The following is a 15,066-nucleotide window of genomic DNA, read 5'->3' as shown; positions in this document are numbered from 1 at the left end:
CTGTTGCGCCCTGGCAGCAGTCCGGCCCGCCCGGCACGGAGAAGCAACTGGTCCACGAAGGCCACGACCGTCAGGACGATGACCAGTCCGGGCAAGGTCATGAAGACGGCGAATTCCATGCCAGCAGTATCCGGACCGGGGCCGACCGGAGCGGTGCTGTTGCAAGTGCTGGCCGCGATCCCTCAGCTGTGGATCGCGGCCAACGGACTCAGCTGTCGTACGGGGTGGTGACGTCCAGGACCCAGGTCACGCCGAAGCGGTCGGTGAGCATGCCGTACAGCGGTGCCCACTGCGCTGACTCCAGCGGACGGACGATGGTGGAGTCGGCGGCGAGCTTGCCCCACAGGGCGCTGATCTCCGCGGCGTCGTCACCGCGTACGGAGACGAAGAACGGGTTGTCGCCCTGGTTCCAGGGCAGTTGCGAGGGGACGTCGTAGGCCATGACGTGGAAGCCGTTGTCGCCGGCCACCTCGCCCCACATCACCCAGTCCGCCTCGCTCTCGTTCTGCACGGCGCCCGCGTCCTTGTAGGTGATGGCGACGGTACGCCCGCCGAAGACGGACTGGTAGAAGTCCAGCGCCTCCCGCGCGGTGCCCCGGAAGTTCAGGTGAGTGGTGGTCGTGACGGACATGGCTGCTCCTTGCCTCGATCGAGTGGTGAAATGCGCCGCCGGCCGTACAGGCACGATGCGGCGGCCGTGACCGGCAGCGATGCGCTCCCGAACGGCTCGAAGGCCACGATGGCGGAGGTAGAGGACAGGATGGGTCCTGTACTTCGGTGAAGATGGATCTCATGCAGAAAACGTCCTCCCGGCTGCTCGCGCTGCTCTCGCTGCTTCAGAGGCACCGTGACCGGTCCGGCGACGATCTCGCCGGGCGTCTCGCCGTCACCTCGCGCACCGTGCGCCGTGACATCGACCGCCTGCGCGAACTCGGCTACCTGATCAGGACGGTCAAAGGACCGGGCGGCGGCTACTGCCTGGAGGCCGGCGCTCAACTGCCGCCCATGCTGTTCGACGACGGCCAGGCCGTCGCGTTGGCCGTCGCACTGCAGTCCGCGGCCGCCGGCACCGCCGTCGCCGAAGACGCCGCCCGCGCCCTGGCGACCCTCCGTCAGGTCATGCCACCGCGCCTGCGTCACCGCATCGACCTGCTGCGCATCACCGCCGTCCCCGCGCCCACGGCCCGCGACACCCCTGAAGTCGACGCCCAGGTCCTGCTGGAGCTGAGCCGCGCCATTCACGCCCGCGAAGAACTGCGCTTCGACTACACGCCGGGCCCGGCCGCCTCAGCCGATGACTGCCGCCGCGTACAGCCCCACCACCTGGTCACCTGGCGGCACTGCTGGTATCTCGTCGCCTGGGACCTCGACCGCGAGGACTGGCGCACCTTCCGCGCCGACCGCATCCGGCCCCGCACACCCACCGGCCCCCGCTTCACCCCGCGCGAACTCCCCGGCGGCAACGTCTCCACTTTCGTCACCAGCCGATTCCGCGGCAACGACGGCACCACCAGCGACTGGCCCTGCCAAGGCGAGGTCGTCCTCCACCTCCCGGCCGCCGACGTCGCGCCCTTCGCCCAGGACGCAACCGTCGAGGAACTCGGCCCGCACCGCTGCCGGCTCACCCTCGGCTCCTGGTCATGGACGGGGCTAGCCGCCGCCCTCGGCCGCTTCGACGCCGACATCGAAGTCATCGGCCCACCCCAACTCGCCACGGCATTCGCGGACCTCGCCGCCCGCTACGGCCGCGCCGCGCCCACCGCAGGACCACAGATCGGCCCGACGCCGTGAGAACGAAACACACCTCCCCTCAGCCATCCGTGGACCCCAGTTCACCAACAGGCACGGAAGAACAGCGGAGCGAAGACTGGCCTTCCTGTCAGGCGCCGGCGCCGCCGTCGACCGGCAGGATCGCGCCGGTCACGTACGAGGCCCGGTCGCTGAGCAGCCACGCGGCCGCCTCGGCGATCTGACGGGGCTCGGCCATCTGACCGAGCGGGATCGTTGCGGTCATCTGCTCGACGATGCCGGGAGCCGCCGCCTCCCAGGTGTCGATCATCTCCGTTGAAGTGCCGCCGGGGGTGATGCCGTTGACCCGGATTCGGTCACCGGCCCAGTTCACCGCGGCGGTCTCGGTGAGGCTGTTGAGGGCGCGCTTCATGGCGCCGTATGCGGGCAGGGCGGGGTTCGCGCGCCGGCTGCCGATGCTCGAGGTGTTGACGATCGCTCCGCCGCCGCCCTGCCGCATGAGGGCGGCCTCGGCGGTCATGGCGGTCCAGTGCGCGCGGAAGTTGACGGCGAACTGCTCGTCGATGTCCTCGTCGCTGGTGGTGTCGACCGGGCCTAACTGCTGCTGGGGCACCGCGCCGTTGTTGAAGGCGCCGTCGAGCCGTCCGTGCAGCTTTGCCACGCGGTCGACGGCGGCGCAGATGCTCGGCCGGTCGGCGAGGTCCAGGGGGACGGCGTCGGCGACACCACCGTCGGCGCGGATCTCGGTGACGATGCGGTCGAGGGCGCCGGTGCTGCGGGCGGCGAGCACGACGGAGGCGCCCTCGGAGGCGAAGAGCCGGGCCGCGGCCGCCCCGATGCCGCGGCTGGCGCCGGTGATGAACACGACCTTGCCGGTGAGCAGGCCGATGGGCGCGATGTCGGTGTTGTTCGTCATGACGCCAGTGTCGGACCGGACCCAGACCGGATGGAGGCACAAGCTGTACCAGGATCCCTCGCCGCGCAGCGTGCAGACTTGGGGTATGGACAAGCAGGAGCTCGGGGCCTTCCTCCGTAGCCGTCGCGAGCGGCTGCGGCCGGAGGATGTCGGCCTTTCCTCCGGACCACGACGCCGGACACCGGGGCTGCGCCGCGAGGAGGCCGCGGTCCTCGCGCACATCTCCACGGAGTACTACATCCGGCTCGAGCAGGGCAGAGCGCCCAGGCCGTCGGGTGAGGTCCTCGCCGGGATCGCAGGCGCGCTGCGGCTCACCGACGCCGAGCGCGACCATCTGCACGTTCTCGCGGGTACCGCGCCGACCGGTCGTCGGCTGCACCGGCGCGACGTCCGCCCGAGCATCCTCGCGCTCCTCGAACGGCTGCCGCAGACGGCCGCCTTCGTGATGTCCGCCGCGTTCGAGGTCCTCGCGTGGAACGCCCTCGCGGCCGCGCTCATGGAGGACTTCGCCCAGCGGACCCCCGAGGACCGCAATCTCGCGCGCCGGACCTTTCTCGGGCCGGAACGCGGCGACGCGACGCTGTACGGGATCTCCGACGCCGCCGAGTTTCGGCACCAGGTGGTCATGGAACTGCGCGCCGCCCTCGCCCGCTACCCGACGGATCCCGCGGTGACCGGCCTCGTGGACGAACTCCGCGACGCCGGCCCCGACTTCGCCCGGCTCTGGGAGCGGCATGACGTGCAGGCCGCGCCGATGCTCACGAAGACCTTCCGCCACCCGGTCGTCGGGGAGCTCACCGTCGACTGCGACTCGCTCAAGCTCACGGACCGCGACCAGCACCTCGTGCTCTACAGCGCGCGACCAGGATCCCCCAGCGCCGACGCGCTGGCTCTTCTCAACGTACTGGAAGCCGAGGCTGGTGCAGTGACGGCGCTACCGACCGGCAGATCGCCACTGAACTCGCCTGCAGTCACAAGACCGTGGAACGGCGTCTGACACGACTGTTCCAGCGCACCGGCTCCCGCTCCCGGGCACAACCCCACCCACGCGAGCCGCCCCACACTGAGCCTCCGCCGGCGCCCGCACGGGATGGAACTCGGTGGAGCACACACCTGAGGAGTTGGGGGCATGGCTCCGGGTCGGGTCGCACCTTCCGGTTCACCGTGAGCGCCTACCAGGGACGGGTGACCTGTACGGCCAGTTCGGCGCCGTACGCATCGAACACACACGGGCGCTCCCCTTGCGCTGAAACGAACCCGAGAGGCCGTCACCGTCTGCGTATGGTGACGGCCGGAGCCGGTGCGGGCGGCCGGCTAGCCGTGGCCCGGACTCGGCTCGGCGGCGCCGGCTGAAGGTGTTTCGGCTTTCGTGTGGAGGACCTCGCGGGCCTGCTCTGCTGCGCGGGTGATGCCCTCGGCGACGAAGTCGACGAAGCGGGCGATGTTCTCCAGGCGGGCGGCGGCCGGCGTGTCACGGCCGAGGACGTGCACGCCCTGCCGTGCGGTCTCGGCGAGCTGGGTGCTGGCCCGGGCGGCGGCGATCGTCGACTGGTAGAAGACATCGTCGTCGACGGCGTAGCGCTCGCGGCGGTGTTCTCCTGCTTCCCGGCGAATGAGGCCCTGACTTTCCAGGAACGCGACCGCTTTGGAGATGGAAGCCGGGCTGACCTGGAGGCGCTGGACGAGTTCGGAGGCGGTGAGGCTGCCCGCGTCGGTGGTGTAGAGGCAGGTCAGCACCCGGGACATCATTTTGGGCAGGCCCTGGTGCACGAGGAGGGTGGTGAAGGTCTCCTCGTACTCGCGTACGGCGTCGGCGTCGCGTCCGTGGGCCTGTTCGGGCACCTGCGGTCCCGGGGGCGCGATCCTCCTACGCCGACGGGTACGACGTTCCGTGGCGCGGTGGGCCAGGTCGGCGCGGTAGGCGGTGGGGCCGCCGTTGCGCATCACCTCGCGTGTGACGGTCGAGGTCGGGCGGTCGAGGCGTCTGGCGATCTCCGCGTAGGCGAGGCCGTCGGCCAGCCCCAGCGCGATCTGCTGACGTTCCTGCTGCGTGAGCCTGCCTCCCGGCATCGCGGTCTCCTTCGTGCCGTCTTGTGCTGCCCGATACCGCCAGCATAGCGTTCACCGCCAATCCATTGCAACGCAACGGGTGACCCTTGTTGCGTTCCAACTCAAGCAGTTGCAACGATTTCACTGCTTCCACCTGCCAATATGACCATTGAGCGCAACGAAACTGTTGAAGAACCTTTGAACGCAACGTAGCTTTTCCTTCATCGGAAACAACGAGCCGAAGAGCTGAAGGAGCCCACGATGCAGAAGTTCGACAGCCCCGCCCCGATCTCCGTCGTCCTCGACATCCCCGCGGGACGCATCCGGTTCATCGCCGCCGACCGGCCCGACACCACGGTCGAGGTCCTTCCCGCCGACGGCACCAAGAGCCGCGACGTGAAAGCCGCCCAGCAGACCGAGGTCGCCTACGCCGACGGCGTCCTGCGGATCGAGACCCCCGCGAAGAACCAGATCCTCGGCGCCTCCGGGGCCGTCGAGGTGACCGTCCAACTGCCCGCCGGCTCCCGCGTCGAGGCGAAGGCCGCCGGTGCCGAGCTCCGGGGCGTCGGACGGCTCGGCCACGTCGCCTACGAGAGCGCGCAGGGCCCGGTCAAGCTCGACGAGACCGCCGGCGCCCGCCTCGTCCTGCAGGCCGGCGACGTCTCGGTCGGCCGCCTGGGCGGGGACGGCGAGATCAGCACCCAGAAGGGCGACCTGACCGTCGCCGAGGCCGTCGGCGGCACCGTCACGCTGCGCACCGAGCAGGGCGATGTGTCCATCGGCGCCGCCCGCGGCGTCTCCGCCGCCCTGGACGCCGGCACCGGCTACGGCCGGATCCGGAACACGCTCACGAACACCGACGGCGCCGCCGCCGGCCTCACCATCCACGCAACCACCGCCCACGGCGACATCACCGCCCGCAGCATCTAGGCGTTCTCGGCGACTCCCCGACCCCTGGGTTTCGGCGGGCACGGGCTGCCGCGCCCCCACCCCGTCCACCCCGGGGGCGGCGGGCCCGTGCAACTGCCTCCCCCTGCCCCGGACCCGGCCGCGGCAGAGACGAGCCGCCCGACCGACCCGGGGGCCACCCGAAAAATGACATGAAACATTTTCCCCGGCCGACCGCGTCGGAGAGATGTAGGCCGACCAGACGGCATTCGAGGGGTGCGAATGAGAAGGTCCCGGACCAGGTCCCGGACGGATGAGTTCATGGAGTTCGCCGCCGCGCGCGCCGGACACCTGCACCGCTGCGCATCCCTGCTCACGAGCGGAGACAGCCACCTCGCCGAGGACCTGGTGCAGGAGACACTCAGCCGGATGTACACCCGCTGGGGACGGATGTCCCGCATCGACAACCCCGCGGCCTACGCCCAGACCGTTCTCGTACGGACGTTCATCACCCAGCGGCGCCGATACTCCGCGGCCGAACGACCCCTGGCCGAACTCCCCGACACCCCGCCCCCGCACAGCGCGGACGACCCGGCCCTGCGGCTCGCGCTGTTGGCAGCCCTGCGGGAACTGCCGCCCAAGGACCGGGCGGTGGTGGTCCTGCGCTACTGGGAGGACCGCAGCGTGCAGGAGACAGCCGACGCGTTGAACGTCAGCCCCGCCGCCGTACGCACCCGCTCGACCCGAGCCCTGGCGAAACTCCGCCGACAACTGGGCGGCAGCCTCACCGAATTGACCACCCCCGCCTGACCACCCCGCACCCAACCCTCCTGCTCACGCCTTCCCGCGGCGAACAGCCGGGCCAAGCACGGTTCCCGTCCCGTTGCGCCGGCGCGCTTCCCCCCTTCCGCACCATGAAAGGAACCGGTGCTCAGCCCATGGACTTCGAAGACGAACTCGCCCAGGCGCTCCGCCGCACCGCGGGCGCCGTCACCACCGACCGGCGTTCCCTCGCCGAAGGCAGCCTCACCCGCGGCCGACGCAGGCTGGCCCGCCGCCGGGCCGGCGTCGTCGCCGGCAGCACGCTGGCCGTCGTCCTCGTGGCCACCGCCGGACTCCGGCTGAACGCCCCGCACAGCGGTGGCGGCCCGGACCGCGGCGAGCAGGCCGCGACGCCACGGCCCGCAGGCGACTACCGCCACTTCGCCGTCAGCGCCCAGGAGATGAAGAACATCCTGCACAACGGCATGAACCGGGCCGGAATCGCCGTCGCACACCCCGAACTCCAAGCAACGGGCAGCACCGACCGCGCCCGGCCCGCCACCGCATCCATCGACTTCGAGGACGGCTGGGGCGCGGCGAGAGTCACCCTCTCGGTACGGCGCGTCGACCCCTCCCAACCCGCCCTGAAGAAACAGATCACCTGCCCGACGGCCAACGACTCCCCCTACGAGGAGTGCACGCAACAGCCCGACAACCGGGCCGTGAAGGGATACACCCGAGCGGGCAAGGCAGGCGGGGTCAAGGAATGGGCGGTCACCATGCTCTCGCCCAGCGGATACCTCATCGACGTCACCACGCACAACCTGCCGGCGGCCCGGCAGACCAAGGCATCGTCCGTCAGCCGCAACCCCCGTATGAACCCCGGCAAACTGCGCTACCTGGCGATGTTCGTCGACGGGTCCTTCACCGGCGACGGCGAAGCCAACCCGCTCGGAACGCTCAAGCCGGGCACCGAGGCCGAACCGGGCGACATCCTCCCCGTCCTCAAAACCCTCCTGCCCCACCGTCTCCACATCACCTCCGAAGGTGGCACCGGAGCCGAGGGGCACGTCGTCGTGATCGACCGCACCACCGGCCACAGGACATACATCCAGGCCACCCGGGTCGCCGGCGACAAAGAAATCTGGAACCGGACCCTGCCCGACGGCACCAAGGTGGGCACCAGGCAGAGCCCCGGCCAGCAGCCGGGAGTCGTCCAACTCCGAGCCGACGCACTGCGCGTGAACGGACTGTGGATGTCCCTCACCGCCTACAACGCACCCACCCCCGCCTCCCGACACAGCGGCGCCACCCCGCTCATCACCACCGAAGAGCTCACAACCATCGCCACCAGCCGCACCTGGCTCCTCGCACGCTGACCCGGGGGCCGGTCGGGTTCGGTCGGTCCGCCGGCCCCCTGTCACGCGCCGACTCGCGCGCGATCACCCGATCAGGCGCCCTGTGCTGCCTCGCCCTCTCGGAGGACGGTCAGTCGAGACAGAACTCGTTGCCCTCGATGTCCTGCATCGATATGCACGACTCGTTGTCGTCATCGGCAGGCAGTAGTTGCACGCGCACCGCGCCGAGCGCGACCAGTCGGGCGCATTCGGCCTCAAGCGTGGCAAGGCGCTCTTCACCCACGAGTCCGGTGCCTGCCCGCACGTCCAGATGCACCCGATTCTTGACGACCTTGCCTTCGGGAACGCGCTGGAAGAACAGTCGCGGGCCGACCCCTGAGGGGTCGACGCAGGCGAACCATGAACCCTGTTCCTCGGACGGCAGCGAGCGAGAGAATTCTTCCCACGTGGCGAACCCCTCCGGTGGCGGCGGGACGACGTACCCCAACACCTCGCACCAGAAGCGAGCGACGCGCTCAGGTTCCGCGCAGTCGAAAGTGACCTGGAACTGCTTGATCGACGACATTGATCCACCGTAGCCCCCACCTATTGTGGGGCGTGACCTACTCACCGGGATCTGGACCGGGAAGGGGAACTGTGTCGCCAGGGGAAATGTCCGAGAATCAGGCACGGGCAGCGGAACCGGGGAGCGACCCTCCTTCTTTATGGAGCAACTCCGCCTACCGAATCTTTTTGGCCATCCAGACCCTGTCCTCGCTCGGTGACTCCTTCTCCTACGTGGCTCTGCCGCTGCTGGTGCTGCACAGCACGGGCTCGGTCCTTCAGATGGGTTTCGTCACCGGTCTCACCGGCGTCGCCTCCATCGTCGCCGGTCTGTTCGCGGGCCTCGTCGCCGACCGCTTCGACCGCAGACGGCTCCTCGTGCTCACCGACGGAGCGCGCTGTCTGCTTTTCCTCGTGATCCCGCTGGCGTGGATCTTCTCGACCCCGGTCTGGCTGATTTACACCGTGGTCCCCGTCGCGGGTGTCTTCTCCATGCTCTTCCGGGTCACCTACGTGACCGTGGTGCCGGCCCTCGTCGAACCTGACCAGATCACCAGGGCCAACGGTCACATGTACGCGACGTGTGCGATCGCGAGCGTCGCCGGCCCCGCGCTCGCGGGTTTCGTGGCTTCCTCCGCCGGGCCGGCCACCGCGCTCGGCATCGACGCCGCGACCTTCGCGGTCGCCGCGGTCGGCGTCCTGTTCGTCAATTTCGACGGCAAGCCACCCAAAGCCGCCGCCGTGCCCGAACGCGGCACCGCACGCCAGGAGTTCCTGGCCGGCGCCCGGTTCCTGTGGGATCACCCCGTGCTGCGCCCGCTGACCGTGCTGCTGGCGCTGCTGACCTTCCTCACGTACGGGCTGACGGACCTCGTCGTCTACCTGCTCAAGCACGATCTGGACCGCTCGGACACCACGGTCGGCTACGTCCTGGCGGCGGGCACCGTAGGCACGTTCATCGCCTCCTCCGTGGTCGCCCGGGTCCGCAAGCGTCTCGGGTTCGGCGTGAGCTGGATCAGCGCGTTCTCACTCGCGGGGATCACCGTCGCCGGCCTGGGCCTGACCCGGAACGTGCCGGTGATCGCCGCGCTGGTAACGGTCAACCTGATGTGCACGGGCATCGCCGGCATCTGCTCGATGTCGCTGCGTCAGGAGGTGACGCCCAGTCATCTGCTGGGCAGGGTCACGTCCTCGTTCTGGACCATCCACTCGGCGCTGGATCCGCTCGGCGCGGCCGTCACCACCGCGGCCGCCGCCGGTCTGGGCGTCACCTCGGGCTGTCTCGTCATCGGTGTCGCCATGCTCGCCATCACGCTGACCGGGACACTGACCGGCATCGCGCGGCAGCCCCATGCCGTCGAACGCCCGGCAGGAGAGGCCGCGTGAACTCCGGCAGCTCCTGCGCAATCGCGAGAGGCGTCACACCGAGCTTGCGGTCCAGGTGACGTGCGGGGGTTCGACCCGTGCGCACAGGGGGCCGCCGTGCGCGTCGGTCAGCCCGAGGCGTCCGACCAGCAGGCCGTCGCGTGCGGCGGCGGCAAGCACCTCGGCGGGCACGACGTCGAGCATGAGCTTGGCGCGGCGGAACATCGAGAAGACGCCCGCCTCGTCGACCGTGCCCCAGGACAGGTAGACGAATCGGCGGCCCAGCCGGTCCTGCACATACGGGCCCTTCACCTCGGTGCCGGCCGGCGAGGGGACGGCGGTGCACTCCAGGGTCCATGTCGCGGACGCGGCGTCACCGGGCTGCGGCTCCAGCAGCTCGGCCGGACGGTCACGGCGTTGCACGGCGACATGGACGTTGGCGTAGGCGGGAGCGTCCCCGTCAGCGGGAGACCGGCAGACGAGCCCGGGCAGGTCGACGGCGTCGATACGGATGCGCATGTCTGCCATCATCCCCGCCGGCCTGCTGGGGCGACAGCACGCCCGACCAGACCGAACCGGCGCGCATGCCTGCCGCGGCAGAACAGGCGGGACTTTCGCCCCCTCTCAGGGGCAGTACGTCCAGGCCGCCCGGAGGGCGTCGCGCAGCCGCCTCAGATCGTCCGCGGGGCGGCCCAGGCCGTTGAGTCGCTGCCGGGCCTCCTGTGTACGGGCGTCGGGGTGCGTGCTGAAGGCCAGGTTCAGCGACTGGCGCAGCATCCACTGGTCGTAGGCCAGCAGCCGCCCCGCATACGCCTGTGCCGCCAGCAGATCGGGTTGGGTGAGCGGCAGTGCCAGCAGGCGGGCCCGGAGACGGACGATGGCCGAGCCCGCGTGCCCGCAGTCCTGGGCGGTCCGCCCTGAGACGGGGCCGGGCTCCCCGCACGCGGCCACTGCCGCATCGGCGGGCCGCTGAGCGGCCACCGCCTCGTCCAGCACCGCGAGCAGTGCCCGCAGCTGGGCCCGGCGCGACAGCCCGCCGGAGGCGGGTCCGTGGTGCAGGCGGGCGAGGAGGTGGGCGGCACGGTGTCGCAGGGCGACGCCGACCCGTGCCACGGGCCGGGCAGGCGGGCTGCCGGATGCGGGCATGGATCCTCCTGGTCGGCGTGGCCGCACCGGCGACCCTCACCGGCGCCACCCGACACGGGGTGCGTGCTCTTCCAGTGTGGCTTGTCGAAAACAGCGGTGCCCGATCGACGTGAAGGCACAGGCAGCACTTCCCAGACCTTGAGGAGCACCCCGTCATGATCGTGACCGCGGATTTGGCCATCTCCCTCGACGGCTTCATCGCCGGCACCGACGTCACCCTCGAGAACCCCGGAGGCGACGGCGCCGAGCCGCTCTTCGAGTGGATCCACAACCTGGCGAGCTGGCGGCAGCGCCAGGGCATGACCGGCGGGGAGGAGAACCGCGACTCCGAGCTGATGCGCGAGTGGTTCGATGCCACCGGAGCGGTGGTCATGGGGCGGATGATGTACGACACCGGCGAGGAGTTCTGGGGCGACAACCCGCCGTTCCGGACCCCGGTCTTCGTGCTCACCCACCGCCCGCGCCCGACCCTGGTCAAGGCGGGCGGCACCACGTTCACCTTCGTCACCGACGGCATCCACAGCGCCCTCGACCAGGCGAGGGCCGCCGCCGGGGACCGGAACGTCGACATCGCGGGCGGGGCGAGGACGGTGCGGCAATACCTCAGCGAGGGACTCATCGACGAACTGCAGCTGCATGTGGTGCCCGCGCTCCTCGGCGAGGGTCTACGGCTCTTCGAGGGGCTCGGCGCCGGGCGGCGAAACCTCAAGCCCGTGCGGGTGGTCGACACGCCCCTCGCCACCCACCTGAAGTACCGCTTCGTGAAGTGACCCGGCCGCCAGGCGCACACGGTCGAAGCAGAAACACCGGCCGAGCGCCGCCCGCTAAGGGCGACGGCCAGTAAAGGGGCGGCCAGTAAAGGCGGCGGCCGGGGTGCGCGGTGCGTCGTCGGTCAGTACGGTGGCGTCCAGGTGTTCGACCGTGGGTACGGGTGACCTCGAAGGTCATCGGCGTAGGTCATCGGGCGGTGGAGGCGGCATGGCCGGCAAGAAGGCGGCGACACTGTCGCGCAAGGCGTATGAGACGGAACTGCTGCGCCTGCAGACGGAGTTGGTGAAGCTGCAGGAGTGGGTGCGGGCTGAGGGCACCCGACTGGTGGTGATCTTCGAGGGGCGGGACGCGGCGGGCAAGGGCGGCACCATCAAGCGGGTCGCCGAGCACCTCAACCCGCGGGTGGCCAGGATCGCGGCCCTCCCGAAGCCGACCGAGCGCGAGCGCACCCAGTGGTACTTCCAGCGGTACGTTGAGCAGCTGCCGGCGGCCGGGGAGATCGTGCTGTTCGACCGGTCCTGGTACAACCGGGCCGGGGTGGAGCATGTGATGGGCTTCTGCACGAAGGAGGAGCACCAGCTCTTCCTTCGGCAGTGCCCGATCTTCGAGCGGATGCTGGTCGAGGACGGCATCCTGCTGCGCAAGTACTGGTTCTCGGTGAGCGACGTCGAGCAGCAGGAGCGCTTCCGGCGCCGCCTCGAGGATCCGCTGCGGCGCTGGAAGCTGTCCCCGATGGACCTGGAGTCGATCACCCACTGGGAGGCGTACTCCCGGGCGAAGGACGAGATGCTGGTGCACACCGACGTCAGTGGGGCGCCCTGGTACGTGGTCGAGAGCGACGACAAGCGCCGGGCCCGGCTGAACATGATCGCCCACCTGCTGGACTCCCTGCCGTACCGCGACGTGCCTCCGGCCGTCCTGGAGCTGCCGCCGCGTCCGCCCTCGACCGGATACCAGCGCCCGCCTCCTGATCTGCAGACCTACGTCCCCGATCACGCGGCGAACCTCTGAGCCTGCGCGCCTACGGCACCGGATGCCCCGGTTCGATCGTGAGCGTGTCCGAGAGCCGCAGCAGCGGCTCGTCCTCGCTCTTCTCCTGCCCGCCGGACTGCACTGGGTCCAGGACGAAGCCGACATGGTCGCCCCCGTCGATCCGCTGCTCGATCCTGCCGACGAACCACGCGCACGCGTCCCGCAGGACGACGGCCCCGCCGTGCCGCTCCGTCCAGTGCGTGCGCGCGAACTTGTCCAGACGGTCGCCGGTCTCACCGCCGAACAGGGCAGCCAGCTCGTACCGGTCCGGCGTCAGCAGATGCACGGCGAGAAAGTCGGCGGCGCAGGCCACCTCGTAGGTCCGGTTCGCCTTCGACAGCCACACCACGAACCGCACCGGACGCATGGAGCACTGCGAGGCGAATCCCACGAGGCAACCCGCACGGTCGCCACCCGCATGGGCCGTCACGACGCACATGTCGGGGTCCAGCCGGTCGGTGAAAGCGCTCATGTCCGACATGCTCATGTCCCTCCAGTCGTGCGGCGGCCCATCAGCCCCTGAGCCCTGCGAGTACCTCGTCCCCGCTCGTCATCCATCCTTGTCGTCCTTCACACATCGCGCCGGAAGACGCCCTAGGACCCCTGACGCGCCGCCTGTCGGAGGGCCCGTTCCAGGGCCGGCCGGCCTTGGCCGAGGAGGGTCTTCTCCAGGCTGTGGTCGTCCGAGCGGCCGGTCCGCTCGCCCTGGGCGAAGGCGTCCGTGTCGAGAACCCGCCCGCACCACTCCCCACGCCCGACGACCTGCTCGTCGAACGGCACCACGGCCCCTTCCCCGAGCGCGACCCACCGCTCCCCCTCCCAGCGCAGCGCGAGGACGTAGGTGTGGCCGGGTATGACGCGCGGGGCGTCGCCGGTCAGGTCCGGGACCCGGGTCGTGCCGTCGGCACGGAGCACCTTCCAGCCGGCGGCCACATAGTCGAGGGTGGCCCCGACGGTGGGGTGGGAGCGGGTGCGGGAGTCGAACGGCCGGTCCTGCACGGTCAGTTCAACGGTCCGCTGCAGCTGGTAACCGTACGCTCCGGCCGCCAGCTTCTCCCGCCCGCTCTCCCTCTCCCGTACGGCCCGGCCGACGACCACGACATCGGCGTACCACACCCAGTCCTGCGCGGTCCCGGACGGGTACCGATCACTCGCGAGCCCGCACCCGTTCACGGTGTCGAGTGCCGGCCAACCGACGAGGATGCCCGCCGTGACGCCGACAGCGGCCAGGACGGCGAGGGCGGGGCGCCCGGCCGCTCCGGCCGGTAAGAGGTTTCTCCACATCCGATGATCTTGGTGGTGGCGCACCCCATGGGCCGTGACGCACATCACTTTGCCAGTCACAGGCCTGTCACATGCATGTCACAGAGGGGCGGCCCCTCAGGGCACTCCCCCCGGGGGCCTGGCCAGGGCCCGCTGGAGCTCGGCTGCGGGGAACGGAGTGCGTTTGCTCTGTGTGAGCAGGCGGCGGTGGAAGTCGTCCAGGACGACCGCGTGCGAGACGTGACGATCGAGGATCGCGCCGATGTCGGACGGAACGCCGTCGGGCCGGTGACCGTCGGCCCATGCGCGCAGGAACGCACTGTGGTCGGCGCCGCCGCGCACCTCGTCCGGCACATGATGGCGCAGCAGGTGGTTCGGTGCGTAGGAGCGGTCGTACCCGAGGTGGTCGGTGAGGAAGGCGTCCTCCGCCGGCGAGAGGTCGAAGCCGCGGCTCGACGCGAGCCCGAAGTCCGCGAAGTACACCTGTCGGCCGTCGGTGAGCAGGTTGGCGAAGTGCGCGTCGAAGTGGACCAGTCCGCGCGCGCTCATGAAGTCCGTCCCGCGCACCAGTTCATCCTCGGCCCATCGGCAGGGCGACTCGCCGTGCGGACCCCGCCAGGCGGTGTCACGGGCCTCGCCGAGCCACGCGGCCAGCGTGCGGGGCACGTACTCCAGGAACAGCACCAGGCTGGCGGAGGAGGAGCCGATGGCCTCCAGCCGACGGCGCACGGCCGGCGAGCCCTCCCAGTGCGCGACCGCCTTCTCGATGCCCCCGAGCCCGTCGACGAAGCCGGCGGGTGCGCTGTCCGGCAGCACCCGCCAGTGGTACAGCAGCGGGAAACCCGCGTACTCGTTCGTCAGCACCCAGCCGGTGGTCAGGATGTGCGCGGCCAGCTCACGCCAGGCGCCGAACCCGGCCGAGCCCACCCCGTACTGGTAGAAGAGGGGAAGCTCGAACAGGTTGGCGGTGGACCGCAGGTGTTCCGGTCGTAGCTCGACGTCCGTCAGGGGGACCCGTTTGACGAAGACGCGTGTCCCGTCGACCTCCAGCTCCGCCGACCTGCCGCCGATGCCGGAGCCGAGACTCGGCGCCGCGGCCACCGCGTCCTGCAGCCGACGGTCGCTGAGCAGGGACAGACGGGCGCCCACGCCTGCGTATGCGCGCACCCGCGCGGCATGCCCTGAATCGGTCACTTCCATCGGCGGCTCCAGCCAGACAGCGGT

At 70.4% G+C, this 15,066-nt stretch carries 17 protein-coding genes; 8 read left to right on the top strand and 9 right to left on the bottom strand.

The genetic code is table 11. The features are described 5' to 3' along the window. Positions 1 to 208: 208 nt before the first annotated feature. Entirely contained in the window at positions 209 to 631 is a 423-nt protein-coding gene (locus ACIBTS_RS20365; RefSeq protein WP_319674137.1) for a VOC family protein, read from the bottom strand. 161 nt (positions 632 to 792) lie between these two features. Between ACIBTS_RS20365 and ACIBTS_RS20360 the strand changes: the two genes are divergently transcribed. After that, entirely contained in the window at positions 793 to 1,791 is a 999-nt protein-coding gene (locus ACIBTS_RS20360; RefSeq protein ID WP_399320997.1) for a helix-turn-helix transcriptional regulator, read from the top strand. Between the two features lie 88 nt (positions 1,792 to 1,879). On the opposite strand, the gene ACIBTS_RS20355 is transcribed toward ACIBTS_RS20360, so the two are convergent. Next, a complete protein-coding gene (locus ACIBTS_RS20355) occupies positions 1,880 to 2,665 on the bottom strand; it encodes an SDR family NAD(P)-dependent oxidoreductase (RefSeq protein ID WP_399320996.1) in 786 nt (261 codons plus the stop codon). A gap of 85 nt (positions 2,666 to 2,750) precedes the next feature. Between ACIBTS_RS20355 and ACIBTS_RS20350 the strand changes: the two genes are divergently transcribed. Next, complete coding sequence (locus ACIBTS_RS20350; protein WP_399320995.1) at positions 2,751 to 3,662, top strand: helix-turn-helix transcriptional regulator; 912 nt, start codon at positions 2,751 to 2,753, stop codon at positions 3,660 to 3,662. A 317-nt stretch (positions 3,663 to 3,979) separates the two neighbouring features. On the opposite strand, the gene ACIBTS_RS20345 is transcribed toward ACIBTS_RS20350, so the two are convergent. Next, positions 3,980 to 4,735: a helix-turn-helix domain-containing protein gene (locus ACIBTS_RS20345; protein ID WP_399320993.1), complete on the bottom strand. Its 756-nt coding sequence runs from the start codon at positions 4,733 to 4,735 to the stop codon at positions 3,980 to 3,982. Between the two features lie 240 nt (positions 4,736 to 4,975). Here ACIBTS_RS20345 and ACIBTS_RS20340 point away from each other — a divergent pair, with 240 nt between their 5' ends. The 3 genes from ACIBTS_RS20340 (at position 4,976) to ACIBTS_RS20330 (ending at position 7,743) form a co-directional block, all read left to right on the top strand. Beyond that, the gene (locus tag ACIBTS_RS20340; RefSeq protein ID WP_399320992.1) at positions 4,976 to 5,644 is read left to right on the top strand and encodes a DUF4097 family beta strand repeat-containing protein; all 669 of its coding nucleotides are present in this window, start codon (positions 4,976 to 4,978) and stop codon (positions 5,642 to 5,644) included. 240 nt (positions 5,645 to 5,884) lie between these two features. After that, the gene (locus ACIBTS_RS20335; RefSeq protein ID WP_399320991.1) at positions 5,885 to 6,412 is read left to right on the top strand and encodes a SigE family RNA polymerase sigma factor; all 528 of its coding nucleotides are present in this window, start codon (positions 5,885 to 5,887) and stop codon (positions 6,410 to 6,412) included. A gap of 128 nt (positions 6,413 to 6,540) precedes the next feature. Then, a complete protein-coding gene (locus ACIBTS_RS20330) occupies positions 6,541 to 7,743 on the top strand; it encodes a hypothetical protein (RefSeq protein ID WP_399320990.1) in 1,203 nt (400 codons plus the stop codon). A gap of 109 nt (positions 7,744 to 7,852) precedes the next feature. On the opposite strand, the gene ACIBTS_RS20325 is transcribed toward ACIBTS_RS20330, so the two are convergent. Continuing rightward, complete coding sequence (locus ACIBTS_RS20325; RefSeq protein ID WP_399320989.1) at positions 7,853 to 8,287, bottom strand: VOC family protein; 435 nt, start codon at positions 8,285 to 8,287, stop codon at positions 7,853 to 7,855. 86 nt (positions 8,288 to 8,373) lie between these two features. On the opposite strand from ACIBTS_RS20325, the gene ACIBTS_RS20320 reads away from it, so the two are divergent. Continuing rightward, positions 8,374 to 9,651, top strand: a complete 1,278-nt coding sequence (locus ACIBTS_RS20320; protein ID WP_399320987.1) for an MFS transporter — start codon at positions 8,374 to 8,376, stop codon at positions 9,649 to 9,651. 33 nt (positions 9,652 to 9,684) lie between these two features. On the opposite strand, the gene ACIBTS_RS20315 is transcribed toward ACIBTS_RS20320, so the two are convergent. Continuing rightward, positions 9,685 to 10,149, bottom strand: coding sequence for a DUF5990 family protein (locus ACIBTS_RS20315; protein ID WP_399320986.1), 465 nt, complete (start codon positions 10,147 to 10,149; stop codon positions 9,685 to 9,687). A gap of 105 nt (positions 10,150 to 10,254) precedes the next feature. Beyond that, on the bottom strand, positions 10,255 to 10,776 hold the full coding sequence (locus ACIBTS_RS20310; protein ID WP_399320984.1) for a hypothetical protein: 522 nt from the start codon (positions 10,774 to 10,776) through the stop codon (positions 10,255 to 10,257). Positions 10,777 to 10,931: 155 nt separating this feature from the next. Here ACIBTS_RS20310 and ACIBTS_RS20305 point away from each other — a divergent pair, with 155 nt between their 5' ends. Both ACIBTS_RS20305 and ppk2 read left to right on the top strand, forming a co-directional pair. After that, a complete protein-coding gene (locus tag ACIBTS_RS20305) occupies positions 10,932 to 11,546 on the top strand; it encodes a dihydrofolate reductase family protein (RefSeq protein ID WP_399320982.1) in 615 nt (204 codons plus the stop codon). Between the two features lie 208 nt (positions 11,547 to 11,754). Continuing rightward, positions 11,755 to 12,558: a polyphosphate kinase 2 gene (gene ppk2 / locus ACIBTS_RS20300; RefSeq protein ID WP_399320981.1), complete on the top strand. Its 804-nt coding sequence runs from the start codon at positions 11,755 to 11,757 to the stop codon at positions 12,556 to 12,558. Positions 12,559 to 12,568: 10 nt separating this feature from the next. Here the strand turns inward: ppk2 and ACIBTS_RS20295 are convergent, their stop codons facing one another. From ACIBTS_RS20295 to ACIBTS_RS20285, 3 genes are all read right to left on the bottom strand, one after another. After that, positions 12,569 to 13,060 (bottom strand): flavin reductase family protein, encoded by a 492-nt coding sequence (locus tag ACIBTS_RS20295; protein WP_399321096.1) that lies wholly within the window; start codon positions 13,058 to 13,060, stop codon positions 12,569 to 12,571. Positions 13,061 to 13,173: 113 nt separating this feature from the next. Next, positions 13,174 to 13,863 carry a hypothetical protein gene (locus ACIBTS_RS20290; protein ID WP_399320979.1) on the bottom strand — a complete coding sequence of 230 codons (690 nt, stop codon included), beginning with the start codon at positions 13,861 to 13,863 and terminating at the stop codon, positions 13,174 to 13,176. A gap of 96 nt (positions 13,864 to 13,959) precedes the next feature. Next, complete coding sequence (locus ACIBTS_RS20285) at positions 13,960 to 15,042, bottom strand: protein kinase family protein (protein WP_399320977.1); 1,083 nt, start codon at positions 15,040 to 15,042, stop codon at positions 13,960 to 13,962. Positions 15,043 to 15,066 lie beyond the last annotated feature (24 nt).

The organism is Streptomyces sp. NPDC050121, assembly GCF_044460385.1.
In the GTDB taxonomy this organism is placed as follows: domain Bacteria; phylum Actinomycetota; class Actinomycetes; order Streptomycetales; family Streptomycetaceae; genus Streptomyces; species Streptomyces soliscabiei.
The sequence above is the reverse complement of the archived record's forward strand: the minus strand, read 5'-3'. Positions and strand labels throughout refer to the sequence as shown.

Bases quoted from the DNA above. Each gene is read 5' to 3' on its own strand.
- ACIBTS_RS20365 (WP_319674137.1), bottom strand. From the start codon at position 631: ATGTCCGTCACGACCACCACTCACCTGAACTTCCGGGGCACCGCGCGG.
- ACIBTS_RS20360 (WP_399320997.1), top strand. From the start codon at position 793: ATGCAGAAAACGTCCTCCCGGCTGCTCGCGCTGCTCTCGCTGCTTCAG.
- ACIBTS_RS20355 (WP_399320996.1), bottom strand. From the start codon at position 2,665: ATGACGAACAACACCGACATCGCGCCCATCGGCCTGCTCACCGGCAAG.
- ACIBTS_RS20350 (WP_399320995.1), top strand. From the start codon at position 2,751: ATGGACAAGCAGGAGCTCGGGGCCTTCCTCCGTAGCCGTCGCGAGCGG.
- ACIBTS_RS20345 (WP_399320993.1), bottom strand. From the start codon at position 4,735: ATGCCGGGAGGCAGGCTCACGCAGCAGGAACGTCAGCAGATCGCGCTG.
- ACIBTS_RS20340 (WP_399320992.1), top strand. From the start codon at position 4,976: ATGCAGAAGTTCGACAGCCCCGCCCCGATCTCCGTCGTCCTCGACATC.
- ACIBTS_RS20335 (WP_399320991.1), top strand. From the start codon at position 5,885: ATGAGAAGGTCCCGGACCAGGTCCCGGACGGATGAGTTCATGGAGTTC.
- ACIBTS_RS20330 (WP_399320990.1), top strand. From the start codon at position 6,541: ATGGACTTCGAAGACGAACTCGCCCAGGCGCTCCGCCGCACCGCGGGC.
- ACIBTS_RS20325 (WP_399320989.1), bottom strand. From the start codon at position 8,287: ATGTCGTCGATCAAGCAGTTCCAGGTCACTTTCGACTGCGCGGAACCT.
- ACIBTS_RS20320 (WP_399320987.1), top strand. From the start codon at position 8,374: ATGTCCGAGAATCAGGCACGGGCAGCGGAACCGGGGAGCGACCCTCCT.
- ACIBTS_RS20315 (WP_399320986.1), bottom strand. From the start codon at position 10,149: ATGCGCATCCGTATCGACGCCGTCGACCTGCCCGGGCTCGTCTGCCGG.
- ACIBTS_RS20310 (WP_399320984.1), bottom strand. From the start codon at position 10,776: ATGCCCGCATCCGGCAGCCCGCCTGCCCGGCCCGTGGCACGGGTCGGC.
- ACIBTS_RS20305 (WP_399320982.1), top strand. From the start codon at position 10,932: ATGATCGTGACCGCGGATTTGGCCATCTCCCTCGACGGCTTCATCGCC.
- ppk2 (WP_399320981.1), top strand. From the start codon at position 11,755: ATGGCCGGCAAGAAGGCGGCGACACTGTCGCGCAAGGCGTATGAGACG.
- ACIBTS_RS20295 (WP_399321096.1), bottom strand. From the start codon at position 13,060: ATGTCGGACATGAGCGCTTTCACCGACCGGCTGGACCCCGACATGTGC.
- ACIBTS_RS20290 (WP_399320979.1), bottom strand. From the start codon at position 13,863: ATGTGGAGAAACCTCTTACCGGCCGGAGCGGCCGGGCGCCCCGCCCTC.
- ACIBTS_RS20285 (WP_399320977.1), bottom strand. From the start codon at position 15,042: ATGGAAGTGACCGATTCAGGGCATGCCGCGCGGGTGCGCGCATACGCA.